The sequence below is a fragment of the Rhizobium sp. ZK1 genome, from assembly GCF_047782645.1.
Taxonomy (GTDB): domain Bacteria; phylum Pseudomonadota; class Alphaproteobacteria; order Rhizobiales; family Rhizobiaceae; genus Rhizobium.
This window is the reverse complement of the sequence record NZ_CP180586.1, coordinates 883,282-897,464: the sequence shown is the minus strand read 5'-3', so window position 1 is coordinate 897,464 and position 14,183 is coordinate 883,282. Positions and strand designations below refer to the sequence as shown.

Annotated in this window: 11 protein-coding genes and 1 tRNA gene; 6 read left to right on the top strand and 6 right to left on the bottom strand. The window is 60.8% G+C overall.

Features of this window, described 5'->3' with window-relative positions; genetic code table 11:
• Positions 1 to 67: 67 nt before the first annotated feature.
• On the bottom strand, positions 68 to 1,120 hold the full coding sequence (locus ACK9YZ_RS04590; protein WP_416066817.1) for a porin: 1,053 nt from the start codon (positions 1,118 to 1,120) through the stop codon (positions 68 to 70).
• 823 nt (positions 1,121 to 1,943) lie between these two features.
• On the opposite strand from ACK9YZ_RS04590, the gene ACK9YZ_RS04585 reads away from it, so the two are divergent.
• Positions 1,944 to 2,276, top strand: a complete 333-nt coding sequence (locus tag ACK9YZ_RS04585) for a hypothetical protein (RefSeq protein WP_416065825.1) — start codon at positions 1,944 to 1,946, stop codon at positions 2,274 to 2,276.
• A gap of 327 nt (positions 2,277 to 2,603) precedes the next feature.
• On the opposite strand, the gene ACK9YZ_RS04580 is transcribed toward ACK9YZ_RS04585, so the two are convergent.
• From ACK9YZ_RS04580 to ACK9YZ_RS04570, 3 genes are all read right to left on the bottom strand, one after another.
• A tRNA-Ser gene (locus tag ACK9YZ_RS04580) sits at positions 2,604 to 2,693 on the bottom strand.
• A 141-nt stretch (positions 2,694 to 2,834) separates the two neighbouring features.
• The gene (locus ACK9YZ_RS04575) at positions 2,835 to 4,052 is read right to left on the bottom strand and encodes an NAD(P)/FAD-dependent oxidoreductase (RefSeq protein ID WP_416065824.1); all 1,218 of its coding nucleotides are present in this window, start codon (positions 4,050 to 4,052) and stop codon (positions 2,835 to 2,837) included.
• An 84-nt stretch (positions 4,053 to 4,136) separates the two neighbouring features.
• Positions 4,137 to 5,252: a Gfo/Idh/MocA family protein gene (locus tag ACK9YZ_RS04570; RefSeq protein ID WP_416065823.1), complete on the bottom strand. Its 1,116-nt coding sequence runs from the start codon at positions 5,250 to 5,252 to the stop codon at positions 4,137 to 4,139.
• Positions 5,253 to 5,460: 208 nt separating this feature from the next.
• Between ACK9YZ_RS04570 and ACK9YZ_RS04565 the strand changes: the two genes are divergently transcribed.
• The 5 genes from ACK9YZ_RS04565 (at position 5,461) to iolB (ending at position 12,088) form a co-directional block, all read left to right on the top strand.
• Entirely contained in the window at positions 5,461 to 6,315 is an 855-nt protein-coding gene (locus ACK9YZ_RS04565; protein ID WP_416065822.1) for a MurR/RpiR family transcriptional regulator, read from the top strand.
• A 104-nt stretch (positions 6,316 to 6,419) separates the two neighbouring features.
• Entirely contained in the window at positions 6,420 to 8,351 is a 1,932-nt protein-coding gene (locus ACK9YZ_RS04560) for a bifunctional 5-dehydro-2-deoxygluconokinase/5-dehydro-2-deoxyphosphogluconate aldolase (protein WP_216757522.1), read from the top strand.
• A 25-nt stretch (positions 8,352 to 8,376) separates the two neighbouring features.
• Positions 8,377 to 10,227 carry a 3D-(3,5/4)-trihydroxycyclohexane-1,2-dione acylhydrolase (decyclizing) gene (gene iolD / locus ACK9YZ_RS04555; protein ID WP_416065821.1) on the top strand — a complete coding sequence of 617 codons (1,851 nt, stop codon included), beginning with the start codon at positions 8,377 to 8,379 and terminating at the stop codon, positions 10,225 to 10,227.
• 63 nt (positions 10,228 to 10,290) lie between these two features.
• Positions 10,291 to 11,208 (top strand): myo-inosose-2 dehydratase, encoded by a 918-nt coding sequence (iolE, locus tag ACK9YZ_RS04550; protein WP_183730827.1) that lies wholly within the window; start codon positions 10,291 to 10,293, stop codon positions 11,206 to 11,208.
• A gap of 82 nt (positions 11,209 to 11,290) precedes the next feature.
• Positions 11,291 to 12,088, top strand: a complete 798-nt coding sequence (gene iolB, locus ACK9YZ_RS04545; RefSeq protein WP_216757519.1) for a 5-deoxy-glucuronate isomerase — start codon at positions 11,291 to 11,293, stop codon at positions 12,086 to 12,088.
• 107 nt (positions 12,089 to 12,195) lie between these two features.
• On the opposite strand, the gene ACK9YZ_RS04540 is transcribed toward iolB, so the two are convergent.
• Positions 12,196 to 13,563 carry an MATE family efflux transporter gene (locus tag ACK9YZ_RS04540; RefSeq protein WP_416065820.1) on the bottom strand — a complete coding sequence of 456 codons (1,368 nt, stop codon included), beginning with the start codon at positions 13,561 to 13,563 and terminating at the stop codon, positions 12,196 to 12,198.
• Between the two features lie 37 nt (positions 13,564 to 13,600).
• Positions 13,601 to 14,041 carry a glyoxalase superfamily protein gene (locus ACK9YZ_RS04535; protein ID WP_416065819.1) on the bottom strand — a complete coding sequence of 147 codons (441 nt, stop codon included), beginning with the start codon at positions 14,039 to 14,041 and terminating at the stop codon, positions 13,601 to 13,603.
• Between the last annotated feature and the right edge of the window lie 142 nt (positions 14,042 to 14,183).

Sequence of the window (14,183 nt, the reverse complement as noted above, 5' to 3'; positions counted from 1 at the left end):
CCGGCATGAAATGCAAAAAGCCCGGCTCGAAAGCCGGGCTTCCCTGAATGACCGAAGTCAGATCAGATTAGAATGCGCGCTGCAGGCGGAAGAAGCCCGAGGTAACGTCGTCAGCGTCCTCCGGATCGAGGTACTGGACCGAAACCTTAGCGGAGAAGTTGTCGACGATCTGGTAATCGACCGTTACGCCAGCCTTCCAGGCATTGTTGTCCGAGAAATCCGCGTCGGTCGCGGCGTTAACTACGCCGTAGTTGCCGTAGTACTGAACGCCGGGGGTGATCTTCAGCTTATCGGTCGCCTTGATCGCGTATTCGGCAGCAACTGCCCACTCAGACTTGTTGTAGTAGGCGTTCGGGTTCGTGGAGTAGACAGCTGCGAGGCCGAGCGTGCCCGGGCCAACAGCAACCGTACCCATAGCGCGAACAGCGCCTTCTTCGTTGTCGGTGTCGTAACCAGCGGTGATCTGGTAGGTGAAGGCGCCAGCCTTGCCACCGAGGCCGATTGCTACGCCGAAGTTGTTAGCCTGCTCGCCGTTGTAGAACGGGCCGTCTTCCAGTTCGTCAACGCTGATGCCAGCGTAGAAGTCACCGGTTTCGTACTGATAACGGATGGAGTTATGCAGCGTGACCGGGGAGCCGATGTCATCCGTTTCGCCGGAGAGACCATCGTCCCACCAGGAGTAGAAGAGACCAGCGCGGAAGCCCGCGATGTCGAGGTAAGCAGAGTCAAGCTGCGTCTTCTGGTTGGTCGCGTTGTCAGCGTTCGCCTGGATAACGATAACGCCGGTGAGCGGGCCGTATTCGGTGTCGCTCTTAGCCGTAAACTGAACCTGACCACGCGTACGAGCGTCCCAGTCCGAGTCGTTGGCAGTAGAACCGCCGCCGCTGGCGCTGATCGAGCTAGCGTTCGGAGCAACGTCGACCTGGAAGCGGATGTAACCGTTGATCTTCAGGCAAGTTTCCGTGCCCGGGATGTAGAAGTAACCGGTGCCGTAGGCGTCGCAGACGCGAACGTATTCAACCGGTTCCGGCTCGGCTGCAACGATAGCGTCAGCAGCCTGAGCGCCGGAAACTACTGCCATAGCGGCAGCAGAGCCAAGAAGAAGGCTCTTGATGTTCATAATGACCTCCAATTCAAGTTTCGATCGGAGATAGGATCACGCCTGGACAGCGTTTCCCTGCCCCATCTCCGGTGTTTGAAGAAGTCGGGCGGTCAGGCCCTTGCTTCCGAAAGTGAAAATACAAGACGAAAGCTGTCACGCAATCACCAACTTGTGTTCGAGAGGGGTTTACGAAGGCCTTACCGAAACGCTGTTGCTGAAAGGCCACAAGTTGGGCAACGGGACCGCCATTTGTTTAAGCTTTGTTAAGAAAGCGCTTATTTTCCCAGTGCTTATGGGGATTTCATAAAACGCAGAGGCATCCAGTCGTGCCAAATTGGCACCATTTCCCCGCCAGATTCGGCTTTTGCCCGTAACCGGCTAACGACTGACGCCAGGCTCGCCGATGCGAAAACCGAAACCGATTTCAGCTTTGGCCGGCGAGAGACGATTGATTCCCCTATGCGATTCGCCCGGCGCCGATCGCGATTCTGGAACGTGACATGCGACAGGGAGAATTCCGAACAGGAAAATTGACGGCGGATACGGGACGCTGCGCGCGAAAAGACCGCGACATTATCAATGAAGGAAAATGGCGGAGACCGATGTCTGCCAACCGGATCACCACCACTCCAGCATTGTGGCCGACTCGCCGGCGATTCTAATGCGTGTCGCGATCTCCAAGATTTGCTTGCCACGCTTTAAGACTTTGCTTCACGCATGTCGCTATCGCAAAATCTCTGACCACTTTCGCGCGACATGCTTCAGGCCGCTCGATAGACGCAGGCGTTCATCGCAGGTTCATGCCTGGTAGCGCAATCTGAAAACCTGAGAGGATACGTCGATGAGGAAGCTGTTATCAGCACTCGCAGCCGTTGTCCTGGCTGCATCTTTCGCCCCGCCGCTAAACGCGGCTCCGATTTTCGTGCCGAGAGCCGAACGAGTGCAGATCGGCAGTGTCGAGTTGGCCAGACACCGGAGCCATCGTCATTGGCGTGCGGACCGCCACTGGAACCACCGGTACGCTTACCGTTCCTGCCGGTATTATGGCAGGTGCTACAATAGATATCCTCGGCATTACGGCTATCGATATCCCGGGTATTACGGCTATCGGGGTTACGGTTATCGGGATTATTACCATCGGCGGCCAGGAGTGACTTTATATTTTCGCTTCTAGCCTGCGACACTCGCCCGGCCTGTCGCAGGGTGTAGCATCTGCCGGTTCCTTGAAGACCGATGGGGGTCGGCCAATGCTCCCCGGGGCATCAGCGCTGGTGCTCTCGGGCAGAACATCTTCACCAAAACCACCACGGACGCCTGCTGGCTCACCACCCGACGGGCATTTTTACGTCCAAGGACCGATCACGATTCGAGAGAAGTGGAAAACTTGCAGCCCAAACGCAGCCCAGCTCGACTGAGGCAAGCGAAAATCGTCTTCCGGCAAATGTTATCGCTGCATTGATACACGCGGCCATCTATCTGATTCACTGATAAAAAAGATAGATGGCGGAGAAGATGGGATTCGAACCCACGATACCCTCTCGGGTATACTCCCTTAGCAGGGGAGCGCCTTCGACCACTCGGCCACCTCTCCGGTGGGAGCCCTGATATGGGTATTCTCCCGTGCGATCAAGCTCTTTTTGAAGTTTTCGCATGTCCCTTTAAATAGGCCACCGATAGAATGATGACAGTTCAAACGCAAAGCGCCTCGAAGGCGCTTGTGCGGGTTGCCCGGTCAGGACAGCAATTGTTTAAGATCGGCCGAGGGATCGGCGAGAATGGAGCGATCGGGATTGATGCCTGATTCCAGCATCTTCTTGCCCGTCACATAGGCCTTTGCGTCATTGATGGCGTCGACGGCAATCAACCTGCCTTCGCGGAAATACCAGACGGAGCTTGCGCCTTCGCGGGCGCCCGGGCGCAGAAGCGTGTCGTCATAGCCCATATTAAAGCCGGCGATCTGCAGCTTCACATCATATTGGTCGGACCAGAACCAGGGCTTCGGGTCATAGGGTTCGTTGCCGCCGGCGATAACGGCGGCTGCGGCATCTGCCTGATCGACGGCGTTCTGGACGGATTCGAGTCGGATGCGGCCGCCCTGCCACGGCAGGCTCGCGCAATCGCCCGCCGCGAAGATCGACGGATCGGATGTGCGGGCGAACTCATCGACGATGATTCCATTGCCGACGTCGAGCCCTGCCTCCTTGGCGAGAGTATCGTTCGGCACCACACCGATACCGACGATGACGAAATCCACGTCGATGGTGCTGCCATCTGAGAGTTCGGCACCGGCTACACGGCCATCCCTACCGATCAGATGCTTCAGACCGGTCTTTTCCCGAATCGCCACATCATGGCTCTCATGAATCGCACGCATGATGTCGGCCGTCTCCTTGGCGGCGACGCGCTGCAGAATTCGGTCGGCCATTTCGATGACGGTCACTTCGAGACCGAGATGGCGGGCGACGGCTGCTGCCTCCAGACCGATATAACCGCCACCAATGATGAGCACGCGACGGCCGGGGCGCATTTCGGCGGCCAGAAGATCGGCATCACGCTTGTCGCGGGCGACGTAGGCCCCCTCCAGATCGCCGCCGATCGCTGCAGGCAGGCGGCGAGGCGTCGAGCCCGTCACGATTGCCAGCGTGCCGTAATCGATGATGGAACCATCCTGCAGCAGGACCTGCTTGGTCTCGCGCTTGATCTGCTCGGCCCAGGTCGAGAGGCGAATCTCGACATTATTATCGGGGTACCAATGCTCGGGACGGAACAGGAGGCGATCGAAGGCCATCTCACCGAGCAGATATTTCTTCGACAGCGGCGGGCGCTGATAGGGAAGCACGTCTTCGGCGCCGATCAGCGTGATCGGACGCTCGTCCTTCAGCGCGCGCAACTTGGCTGCCAATGCGAAGCCCGCCTGCCCCGCGCCGATGATCACCAGTCTGTCCGTCACGATGTCACTCCCGAATGTGCGCCTTCACCAGAGCCAAGGCCTAGCCCCTGCCCCAAACGCCGTCAACGGAAGCGAGATGTGACTTCAGCCGATCTCGATCCAGCGGCGCTCATGGAAGGACTGTGCCATGGCATGAACCGACTTCTCTATCCTGAGACCGTCTTCGAATGTCACGATCGACGCCGGCTCTCCGGAAATCGCCCGGATCAGTTCGCGGCATTCGATGACCTTCAGGTCGTTGAAGCCGAGACCATGGCCAGGGGCCGGAATGAAGCGATCATAGGGCTGATGGACGGGCGCCGCCAGTATCTTGCGGAAGCCCTGTTCGGAGCCTCGCCCTTCGGCCTGATAGAGCTCGAATTCGTTCATGCGCTCCTGATCATAGAGGATCGAACCCTTCGAGCCATAGATCTGCAGGGCGATTCGGCCCTTGCGGCCCCAGGCGGCTCGGTTTGCCATCAGCACAGCGGAGATGCCGCCGTCAAGGCGCATCAGCACATTTGCCGCATCATGATTCTCCACCGCGCGGCGGCCGCCTTCCTTCAGAGGACGGTCGGCATAGGGTTTGACCATATCCGTGGTGACGGCCTCCACATGGCCGAAGAGATACCAGAGCAGCGACAGCGGATGGACGGCGAAATCGTCGAGCGCGCCGTAGCCGGCCGACAACTCGCTCTTCCAGTAGAAGAGACCGTCCGGATCGGCCATGAAATCCTCGTCCATTTCGACGCGGATATGATTGACGGAGCCGATCGCGCCTTCGCCGATCAGCGTCTTTATATGCCGCATGATAGGGTTCTGGATATAATTGTAGCCGAGCACCGCGACCTTGCCGGATTGCCTCGCAACGGCAAGCATGCGCTCGGCATCCGCATAGGCAGGCGCCATCGGCTTTTCACACCAGACATGCTTGCCGGCCTCAAGTGCCGCAATCGCCATTTCGGGGTGGAGCTGGTTGGGCGTGGTGACGGAGACGACATCCACTTCAGGATCGGCGATCAGCGCCCGCCAATCGGCCGTCGCCTTCTCGAAGCCGAACTCGGCGGCGCGGGCGCCTGCGAGCTCCGCATTGGCCTCGGCAAGATGCACCAAGCGCGGCCGCTCGACATCGCCGAACACCGTTTTCACCGCATTCCATGCCAGTGCGTGGCACTTGCCCATATAACCGGTGCCGATCAAACCGATGCCGAGTGGCCTCATGTCGGGGTCTCCTCCTCAAATCCGCATGGATTTTTGGAATATTTGGATCATTTTGACAAGCAGGCAGCGATGCATCATTTCGTCTCGCCGCCTCCGAAACTGTTCAAAGCCCTTGATTTTCAGGAGATTAAAAACAATTAGGCGCCTTCGCAGAAATCGTTTATGCTTCAGAATATGGAATATTTGTTTCATCTCCTGAGCCGTCAGCATGGATAGCGATCCCCAGAGAGCGCGCGTGCCGCGCGATTTCGAAAGCCTGCGCAGCACCATTATTGAGCGCAAGGCCAACATGCCGAAACGGCTTGCGCAGGTGGCCGCCTTTGCGCTCGGCAATCCCGACGAGATCGCCTTTGGCACGACGGCGAGCATTGCCGCCGCTTCGGAGGTGCAGCCCTCGACGCTGGTGCGTCTTGCCCGCCACTTGGGCTATGAAGGCTTCTCCGACCTGCAGAGCATCTTTCGCGAGCGGCTGCGCGACCGGACACTGAGCTATGAGGAACGCCTCGTCACGCTGGAACAGTCCGGTGGCGACGACGAGGATGCAACGCTGCTTTCCGGTTTCATATCGGCCGCCAGCCAGTCCGTGAACCGGCTTGCGGCAACGGTGCAGACCGACACGTTCGCCAAGGCGGTCGATATTCTGGCGGCTGCCGAGACCATCTATCTCATCGCCAAGCGGCGCTCCTATCCGCTGACGGCGCATATGACCTACGCCTTTTCCAAGTTGCATATCCGCCATCAGATCGTCGCCTCGCCGAATGGCGTGGATCCCGAGATGGTGCAGTTCGCCACGCCGCGCGATGCGGCGATCGCAGCGAGTTTCTCGCCCTATGCCGCCGACAGTCTCAGCCAGAGCCAGGAGCTTGCCGATCGTGGCGTGCCGGTCATCGCGATCACTGATTCGGCCTTTTCGCCGCTGGCTGCCTGCGCGACACACTGGTTCGAGGTAGCGGAGGCTGATTTCGGCGGTTTCCGTTCGCTCTCGGCATCGATGGCGCTCGCCATGGCGCTGCCGGTTGCCATTGCCGAGCGGCGGCGCAAGCTGCAACATTCCAAACCGTGAAAATGGAATAAACATTCCGAATTGACAAATAGACGGAACCGATGTTTCATTATTCAAAATTCGCGGGCGCCCCAGACCGTGTAAGAATCTAGCGGGAGGACATCATGATACAATCGAATCCGGGCTCGCCGGAGCCGTCTCTCGACGTGATCACGATCGGCCGATCCTCCGTCGATCTCTACGGCCAGCAGATCGGCTCGCGGCTCGAAGATATCGGCTCGTTTGCCAAGTCCGTCGGCGGCTGCCCGGCCAATATCGCGATCGGTACAGCGCGGCTCGGGCTGAAATCCGCACTGATCACGCGTGTCGGCGCGGAACAGATGGGCCGCTTCATCATCGAGCAGTCGGCGCGCGAAGGCGTCGAGACCAAGGGCATCAAGACGGACAAGGAGCGGCTGACGGCGCTGGTGCTGCTCGCGGTGGAGGCCGAAGGCGTCTCGCCGATGATCTTCTACCGGTCCGATTGCGCCGACATGGCGCTCGACGAAGGCGATATCGACGAGGATTTCATCAAGTCGTCGCGCGCCGTGCTCGTCTCGGGCACGCATTTCTCCCGCCCGAACACGGAAGCCGCGCAGCGCAAGGCGATTCGCATTGCCAAGACGAATGGCCGCAAAGTGATCTTCGACATCGACTACCGGCCGAACCTCTGGGGGCTTGCCGGCCATGCCGAAGGCTTCGAGCGTTATGTGAAGTCCGATCGCGTCTCCTCGAAGATGAAGGAGACGCTGCCGGATTGCGACCTGATCGTCGGCACGGAAGAGGAAATCCTGATTGCGTCGGGTGCGGACGATGTTCTGGCCGCACTGAAGGAAATCCGCCGCATCTCGCCTGCGACCATCGTGCTGAAGCGCGGTGCCATGGGCTGCATCGTCTATGACGGCCCGATCAGCGACAATCTCGAAGACGGCATTGTCGGCCAGGGCTTTCCGATCGAGGTGTTCAACGTGCTTGGCGCGGGCGATGCCTTCATGTCCGGCCTGCTGCGCGGCTGGCTGAAGGATGAACCGCTGAAGACCTGCGCCACTTGGGCGAATGCCTGCGGCGCCTTTGCGGTTTCCCGCCTGCTCTGCTCGCCGGAATATCCAACCTGGGCGGAACTTGACTTCTTCCTGAAGAACGGCAGCAAACACCGCGCGCTGCGCAAGGACGAGGCGATCAACCACATCCACTGGGCCTCGACCCGCAAGGGCGACATCCCGCTTCTGATGGCGCTCGCCATCGACCATCGTTCGCAGCTGACTGCTGTCTGCGACGAGCTCGGCGTCGACTACAAGCGGATCGTCGCCTTCAAGCGGCTGGCGGTGGAAGCCGCTGCCCGCGTTGCCGATGGCCGGCCGGGCTATGGCATGCTGATCGATGAGCGCTTCGGGCGCGATGCCTTCTTCGATGCGGCCAAGAAGAATTTCACCTGGATCGGCCGGCCGGTCGAGCTTCCGGGCTCCAAGCCGCTGCGCTTCGAGTTCAGCCAAGATATCGGCTCGCAGCTGGTGGAATGGCCGCTCGAGCATTGCATCAAGTGCCTGTGCTTCTACCATCCCGACGATCCGGCCGCGCTGAAGAGCGAGCAGCAGGAGAAGCTGCGCACGCTCTTCGAAGCGGCCCGCAAGGTCGGCCGCGAACTGCTGGTGGAAATCATCTCGAGCAAGAACGGGCCGCTGACAGACGATACGGTGTCGACCGCGCTGGAAGAACTCTATGCCCTCGGCATCAAGCCGGACTGGTGGAAGCTGGAGCCGCAGGCCTCAACCGGCGCCTGGAAGAAAATCGATGCGGTGATTGCCAAAAATGATCCATGGTGCCGCGGTATCGTTCTGCTGGGGCTGGAGGCTCCCGCCGATGAACTGGTGAAGGGGTTCGAGGCGACGCTGGCTGCCCCGTCGGTCAAGGGTTTTGCGGTCGGCCGGACGATCTTTGCCGATGCGGCGCGCGGCTGGCTTTCGGGCAGGTTGAACGATGAGGAAGCGATTGCCGATATGGCAGGCCGCTTCAAACAATTGACAGAGGCCTGGCTGAAAACGCGCGGTCTCAATTAAGTAGAGTGAATTTGGGAGGCGCCTTATGGGCAAGACGGTAAGACTGACGATGGCGCAGGCCGTCGCGCATTTCCTTAAAGTACAGATGACGATCGTCGACGGCAAGAAAGTGCCGATCTTCGGCGGAGTCTGGGCGATCTTCGGCCATGGCAATGTCGCCGGCATGGGCGAAGCGCTCTATCAGGTGCGCCAGGAGCTGCCGACCTATCGTGCGCATAACGAACAGGGCATGGCCCATGCCGCCATCGCCTATGCCAAGGCGAGCTTCCGCCAGCGTTTCATGGCCTGCACCACCTCCATCGGCCCCGGCGCGCTGAACATGGTGACGGCCGCAGGTGTGGCGCATGTCAACCGCATTCCGGTGCTCTTCCTGCCCGGCGATATCTTCGCCAATCGCGCGCCCGATCCGGTGCTGCAGCAGATCGAGGATTTCGGCGACGGTACGGTATCGGCCAATGATGCCTTCCGTCCGGTCTCGCGCTATTTCGATCGCATCACCCGACCGGAACAGATCATTACGGCGCTGAAGCGGGCCATGCAGGTGCTGACCGATCCGCTCGATTGCGGCCCGGTGACGCTGTCGCTCTGCCAGGATGTTCAGGCGGAAGCCTTCGATTACCCAGAGAGCCTGTTTGCGGAAAAGGTCTGGACCGTGCGCCGCCCGCAGCCGGATGCCGACGAGCTTGCCAATGCTATCGCGCTGATCAAGGCGTCGCAGAAGCCTGTCATCGTTGCTGGCGGCGGCGTCCTCTATTCGCAGGCGACCAAGGAGCTTGCGGCCTTCGCGGAGGCGCACGGCATCCCCGTCGTCGTCACCCAGGCCGGTAAATCGGCGATCGACGAGCGTCATGCGCTGGCGCTGGGCTCCGTCGGCGTGACGGGTACCTCGGCTGCCAATGCGATTGCCGAGGAAACCGACCTGGTGATTGCCGTCGGCACGCGCTGCCAGGATTTCACGACCGGTTCCTGGGCGCTCTTCAAGAATGAAGGCTTCAAGCTGCTCAGCCTCAACATCGCAGCCTATGACGCGCTGAAGCATGACAGCTATCCGCTCGTCGCCGATGCGCGCGAGGGGCTGAAGGCGCTCTCATCCGGTCTCTCCGGCTGGAAGGCGCCGGCGGCGCTTGCCGAGAAGGCCGCGAAAGAAAAGAAGGTCTGGATGGAGGCTGCCGCCAAGGCGATGGGCACCACCAATGCCGCCCTGCCCTCCGACGCGCAGGTCATCGGCGCCGTTGTCCGCTCGATCGGTGGCGAGAAAACCACGCTTCTGTGCGCGGCCGGCGGCCTGCCGGGCGAATTGCACAAGCTGTGGCCGGCAACCGTCCCCGGCAGCTACCACATGGAATATGGCTTCTCCTGCATGGGCTATGAGATCGCCGGCGGCCTTGGCGCCAAGATGGCGCATCCGGAAAAGGACGTGGTCGTCATGGTCGGCGACGGCTCCTACATGATGATGAATTCCGAGCTTGCGACCTCTGTCATGCTGGGTCTCAAACTCAACATCGTGTTGCTCGACAACCGCGGCTACGGCTGCATCAACCGCCTGCAGATGGCAACCGGCGGCGCCAACTTCAACAATCTCTTGAAGGACGCCTATCACGAAGTGATGCCCGAGATCGATTTCCGGGCGCATGCTGAAGCCATGGGTGCGATTGCGGTCAAGGTATCTTCGATTGCCGAACTCGAACAGGCGATTGCCGATTCGAAGAAGAACAACCGCACCTCGGTCTTCGTCATCGACACAGATCCGTTGATCACCACGGATGCCGGCGGCCACTGGTGGGATGTCGCGGTACCGGAAGTCAGCCCGCGCGGCGAAGTCAACAAGGCGCATGAGGCCTATGTCAAGGCGCGCGCCGCCCAGCGCGTCGGCTGATCGGATTGCTAATTTATGGAGGAGCGGCACCGCTCCTCCGCACTCTATTTAAGGAGACCATTGATGAAGGCCAAACTCGGCATGTCGCCCATCGCATGGTGGAACGACGACCTTCCCGAACTCAGCGACGATGTATCCCTCGAAGAATGCCTGCGACAGTCGCGCACAGCCGGCTTCACCGGCATGGAACAGGGCCGCCGCTTCCCAAGCAATCCCCAGGAAATGCTGCCCATCCTGCGCGCCGCCGACGTGACGCTCTGCGGCGGCTGGTTTTCGGGTACGCTGGTCAATGAGGAGCTTGCGGCCAACAAGGACCGCATCGCGCCGATGATCGAGCTCTTCAAGGCTGTCAACGCGCCCTGCATCGTCTATGGCGAAGTCGGCCGCTCCATCCAGGGCGACCGCTCCAAGCCGCTCGCGACCAAGCCGCGGCTTGGCGATGACGAGATGAAGGCCTATGCGCGCCGCGTCACCGAATTCGGCGAATGGTGCGCCGACCAGGGCATGCCGCTCTCCTATCATCATCACATGGCGGCTGTCGTCGAAACCGAACCGGAACTCGACGCCTTCATGAAGAATTCCGGCGCCGGCATTCCGCTGCTGCTCGATGCCGGGCACCTGGCCTTTGCCGGCGGCGATGTGCTGCGCGCCATCGACAATCACCACGCCCGCATCAACCATGTGCATGTGAAGGACATCCGCAAGGCCGTTGTCGACGGTCTCGACCGCAGCAAGCAGTCCTTCCTTGATGCGGTGGCGCTTGGCGCCTTTACCGTGCCGGGCGACGGCTCGCTCGATTTCGGCGCGATCGTTAAGCGGTTTGCCGATTATGGTTATGAGGGCTGGTTCGTTGTCGAAGCCGAGCAGGACCCGCGCAAAGCACCGCCGCAGAAGATGGCCGAGATCGGTCATGCGGAATTGATGCGGGTGATGACGGCGGCGGGGTATACGGTGGAGACCGAGGGTTTTCCGAAGGGGTAACCAAGCGAGAAGACCCTTCCTAAGGGGAGGGTAAACGAGACAGCTGGAGCTCGGAGCCCACCAATTCAGGAGAAAAACACCAATGCCAAACCTCAAGGTAAAACCATCAGGCACGCATGGCCGCGTCACCCATGTGACGCCGGAAAGCGCCGGCTGGACCTATGTCGGCTTCGACATGTACCGGCTGAAGCCGGGCGAAACGGTATCGGGCGAGACCGGCGAGCGCGAGATCTGCCTCGTCTGGGTGAGCGGCAAGGGCAAGGCTTCGGCCGGCACGAAGGATTTCGGCATGCTCGGCGAGCGCATGAGCCCCTTCGACGGCGCGCCGCATGCTCTCTATATTCCGATGGAATCGACGTGGTCTGTCACGGCCGAGACCGATCTGGAACTTGCCGTCTGCTCGGCGCCAGGCGGCGGCACCTATGAAGCGAAGGCCATTCCGCCCGGCACGCACCCGCCGTTGACACGCGGCAAGGGTACGAATGTGCGCCATGTCAACAATATCATGCCTGAGGACGACAGCTCGGCGCATTCGCTGCTCGTCGTCGAGGTCATTACGCCCGGCGGGCACACCTCGTCCTATCCTCCGCACAAGCATGATCAGGACAATCTTCCACATGAAAGCATGCTGGAAGAGACCTACTACCACCGGCTCAACCCGCCGCAGGGCTTCGGCTTCCAGCGCGTCTATACCGACGATCGCTCGCTCGACGAAGCGATCGTCGTGGAAGACGGCGATGTGACGCTGGTGCCGAGGGGATATCACCCCTGCGCGGCGACGCATGGCTATGATCTCTATTATCTCAATGTCATGGCCGGGCCGAAGCGTGTGTGGAAGTTCTACAATGCGCCGGAACACGAGTGGCTGCTGAAGACCTGAACCGGTCGCAGATCGCTCGGGGATGCGGAGGCTGCTACGGCATCCACACCCGCAGCCAGCAAGGATTGAAAAGCAAGGCCGCGCCGGACAGGCGCGGCCTTGTTGGCTTATGCGGGCAACAATCCATAGCGCCAGCCGAGCCGCTTGGCATTCCGCGCAAGGACGGCAAAGGCCAACAGGAACATGCAGGCCTCGGCAAAGACCGGCACCATCCAGATGCCCATTTCGCCAAAGGCATGCGGCAGCAGGAAGGTCAGCGGCAGCGTGAAGAGATAGGCCCGCGACAGGCCGAAAATCGCAGCACGCCTGGCATCGCCGATCGCCTGAAAATAACCCGACAGCACCATCATCTGGCCGAACAGGAAATAGGCGCCGACCGTCCATGGCAGGATGCGGGAGACTTCAGCGATGACGACGGGGTCGGCCACGAAGATATGGCCGAGGCGGGTGGCCAGCAGCTCCACCGTGATCTCGACAGCGGTGCAGTAGACGAGTGCGGCGGCCAGGGCGATCTGCAGGCTGCGGCCGACGCGCTCGCCAAGACCGGCACCATAATTATTGCCGCAGATCGCCTGGAAGGCGATGTTGAGGCCAAGCAGCGGCAGGTAGGCGACAGTCATGACGCGGGTGATGATGCCATAGGCGCCGACGGTTGCGACATAATCCCCCTCGCCCCAGATCGACAGGTTGAAGATGACGGCTGCCGAGCAGAGCGAGATGCCGATGAAGCCGAGGCTCATCGGCGCGCCAAGTGCGAGGATCGGCCGCCAGTCGGCAAGCGGGAAGCGCGTTGCCGGACGCAGGGCGCGCTCGTTGCGCCAGCGATAGATCAGCACGGCGACCAGGCAGATTGCCTGCGCGAGCACGGAGCCGAGAGCCGAACCCGCAACACCCCATCCAAGGATCGCGATGAAGAACCAGTTGGCGGCAATGTTCAGCCCTGTCGCGGCCAGCATCACCAGGGTCATGAAGCCGATCCGGCCTTCGCTACGCAGGGCGTCGATGTTGAGCGACAGGAAGAAGGCAATGGGTGCTGCGCCGACCATGATGCCCATGAAGATCCGGGCATTTCCGGCAACGGCGAGGTCTCCCGCCGCGGCATTGTCGACGATCCGCCAGCCGACCGTCCAATAGATGACGTTGACGACAAGCACGACGACGATTGCCAGCACATGGGCGGCGGCGAAGGTGCGTCGCGCAGCATCGCGATTGCCGCCGCCAAGCTCGCGGGCAAGGATGCTCGCCATGCCGTTCGAGACGAGCGATTGCAGGGCGACGAGCATCATCAGGCCGGGAAAAATGAGCGTTACGGCGGAGAGTGCCCCGGCGCCGACATAGGCGCCGAGGAAATGGGCGTCCACCACGGCAAAGAGGCCATTGATGGTGGTGATGAGGATGATCGGCAGCGCCGTGCGGGCAAAGACTGATGGCAGCGGACCGGCCAGGAAGGTATTGGTTTGCGAACTCGAGGTCATCGACGGAATCCGGATGTTACGGGCAACGACAGGGCTGTCAGATATCGAGGACGAGATGCGGCAGACCGTTGGAGGTCTTGCGCGGCGAGATGCCGTTCTCGTCGATCTGGGCGTGGATGCGCTGGCGGAAGGCCGAGAAGCTCTCGAAGGTCACCACATCGACAGGCTCGTCGAAATGTATGGTGATCCTGTAGAACTCGCTGCCTGCTACAGCCGAAAGCGCCAGAACCTTGCCGGTGAAGGGCTGGTTCAGGTAGCGACCGCGAATATGCGCGCCGAGGAAGATCGGCGAGGCGGGCTTATCGTTGGGTTTGGCGGCAAGGGCGGAGAGCGTATTCCAGTCGCGCGCGCCATGCTGGCGGGCGATCAGTTCCAGAGCGGCGGCGTGGGTAATCTCGCTGCCGCGCTCAGTCATAGCCTGGCGCAGGCGCTTTGCCTGGGCTTTGAGTTCGTCGACCGCAGGGTAGGTCATAGTCATAGGTTCAGCCTTTCAAAGGCATGCCATTCGACCGTCAGGGGGGCTCGCATTGCCGTCAGTCAGCATGCACAGGGGCTGTGACCATGATCGCGAGGGCTTCACCATGGATTTTCATCCGCGAGCGGCCGGTGCCTCGAACCGG

Bases quoted from the DNA above. Each gene is read 5' to 3' on its own strand.
- ACK9YZ_RS04570 (WP_416065823.1), bottom strand. From the start codon at position 5,252: ATGAGGCCACTCGGCATCGGTTTGATCGGCACCGGTTATATGGGCAAG.
- ACK9YZ_RS04585 (WP_416065825.1), top strand. From the start codon at position 1,944: ATGAGGAAGCTGTTATCAGCACTCGCAGCCGTTGTCCTGGCTGCATCT.
- ACK9YZ_RS04540 (WP_416065820.1), bottom strand. From the start codon at position 13,563: ATGACCTCGAGTTCGCAAACCAATACCTTCCTGGCCGGTCCGCTGCCA.
- ACK9YZ_RS04535 (WP_416065819.1), bottom strand. From the start codon at position 14,041: ATGACTATGACCTACCCTGCGGTCGACGAACTCAAAGCCCAGGCAAAG.
- iolB (WP_216757519.1), top strand. From the start codon at position 11,291: ATGCCAAACCTCAAGGTAAAACCATCAGGCACGCATGGCCGCGTCACC.
- iolE (WP_183730827.1), top strand. From the start codon at position 10,291: ATGAAGGCCAAACTCGGCATGTCGCCCATCGCATGGTGGAACGACGAC.
- ACK9YZ_RS04590 (WP_416066817.1), bottom strand. From the start codon at position 1,120: ATGAACATCAAGAGCCTTCTTCTTGGCTCTGCTGCCGCTATGGCAGTA.
- ACK9YZ_RS04560 (WP_216757522.1), top strand. From the start codon at position 6,420: ATGATACAATCGAATCCGGGCTCGCCGGAGCCGTCTCTCGACGTGATC.
- ACK9YZ_RS04565 (WP_416065822.1), top strand. From the start codon at position 5,461: ATGGATAGCGATCCCCAGAGAGCGCGCGTGCCGCGCGATTTCGAAAGC.
- iolD (WP_416065821.1), top strand. From the start codon at position 8,377: ATGGGCAAGACGGTAAGACTGACGATGGCGCAGGCCGTCGCGCATTTC.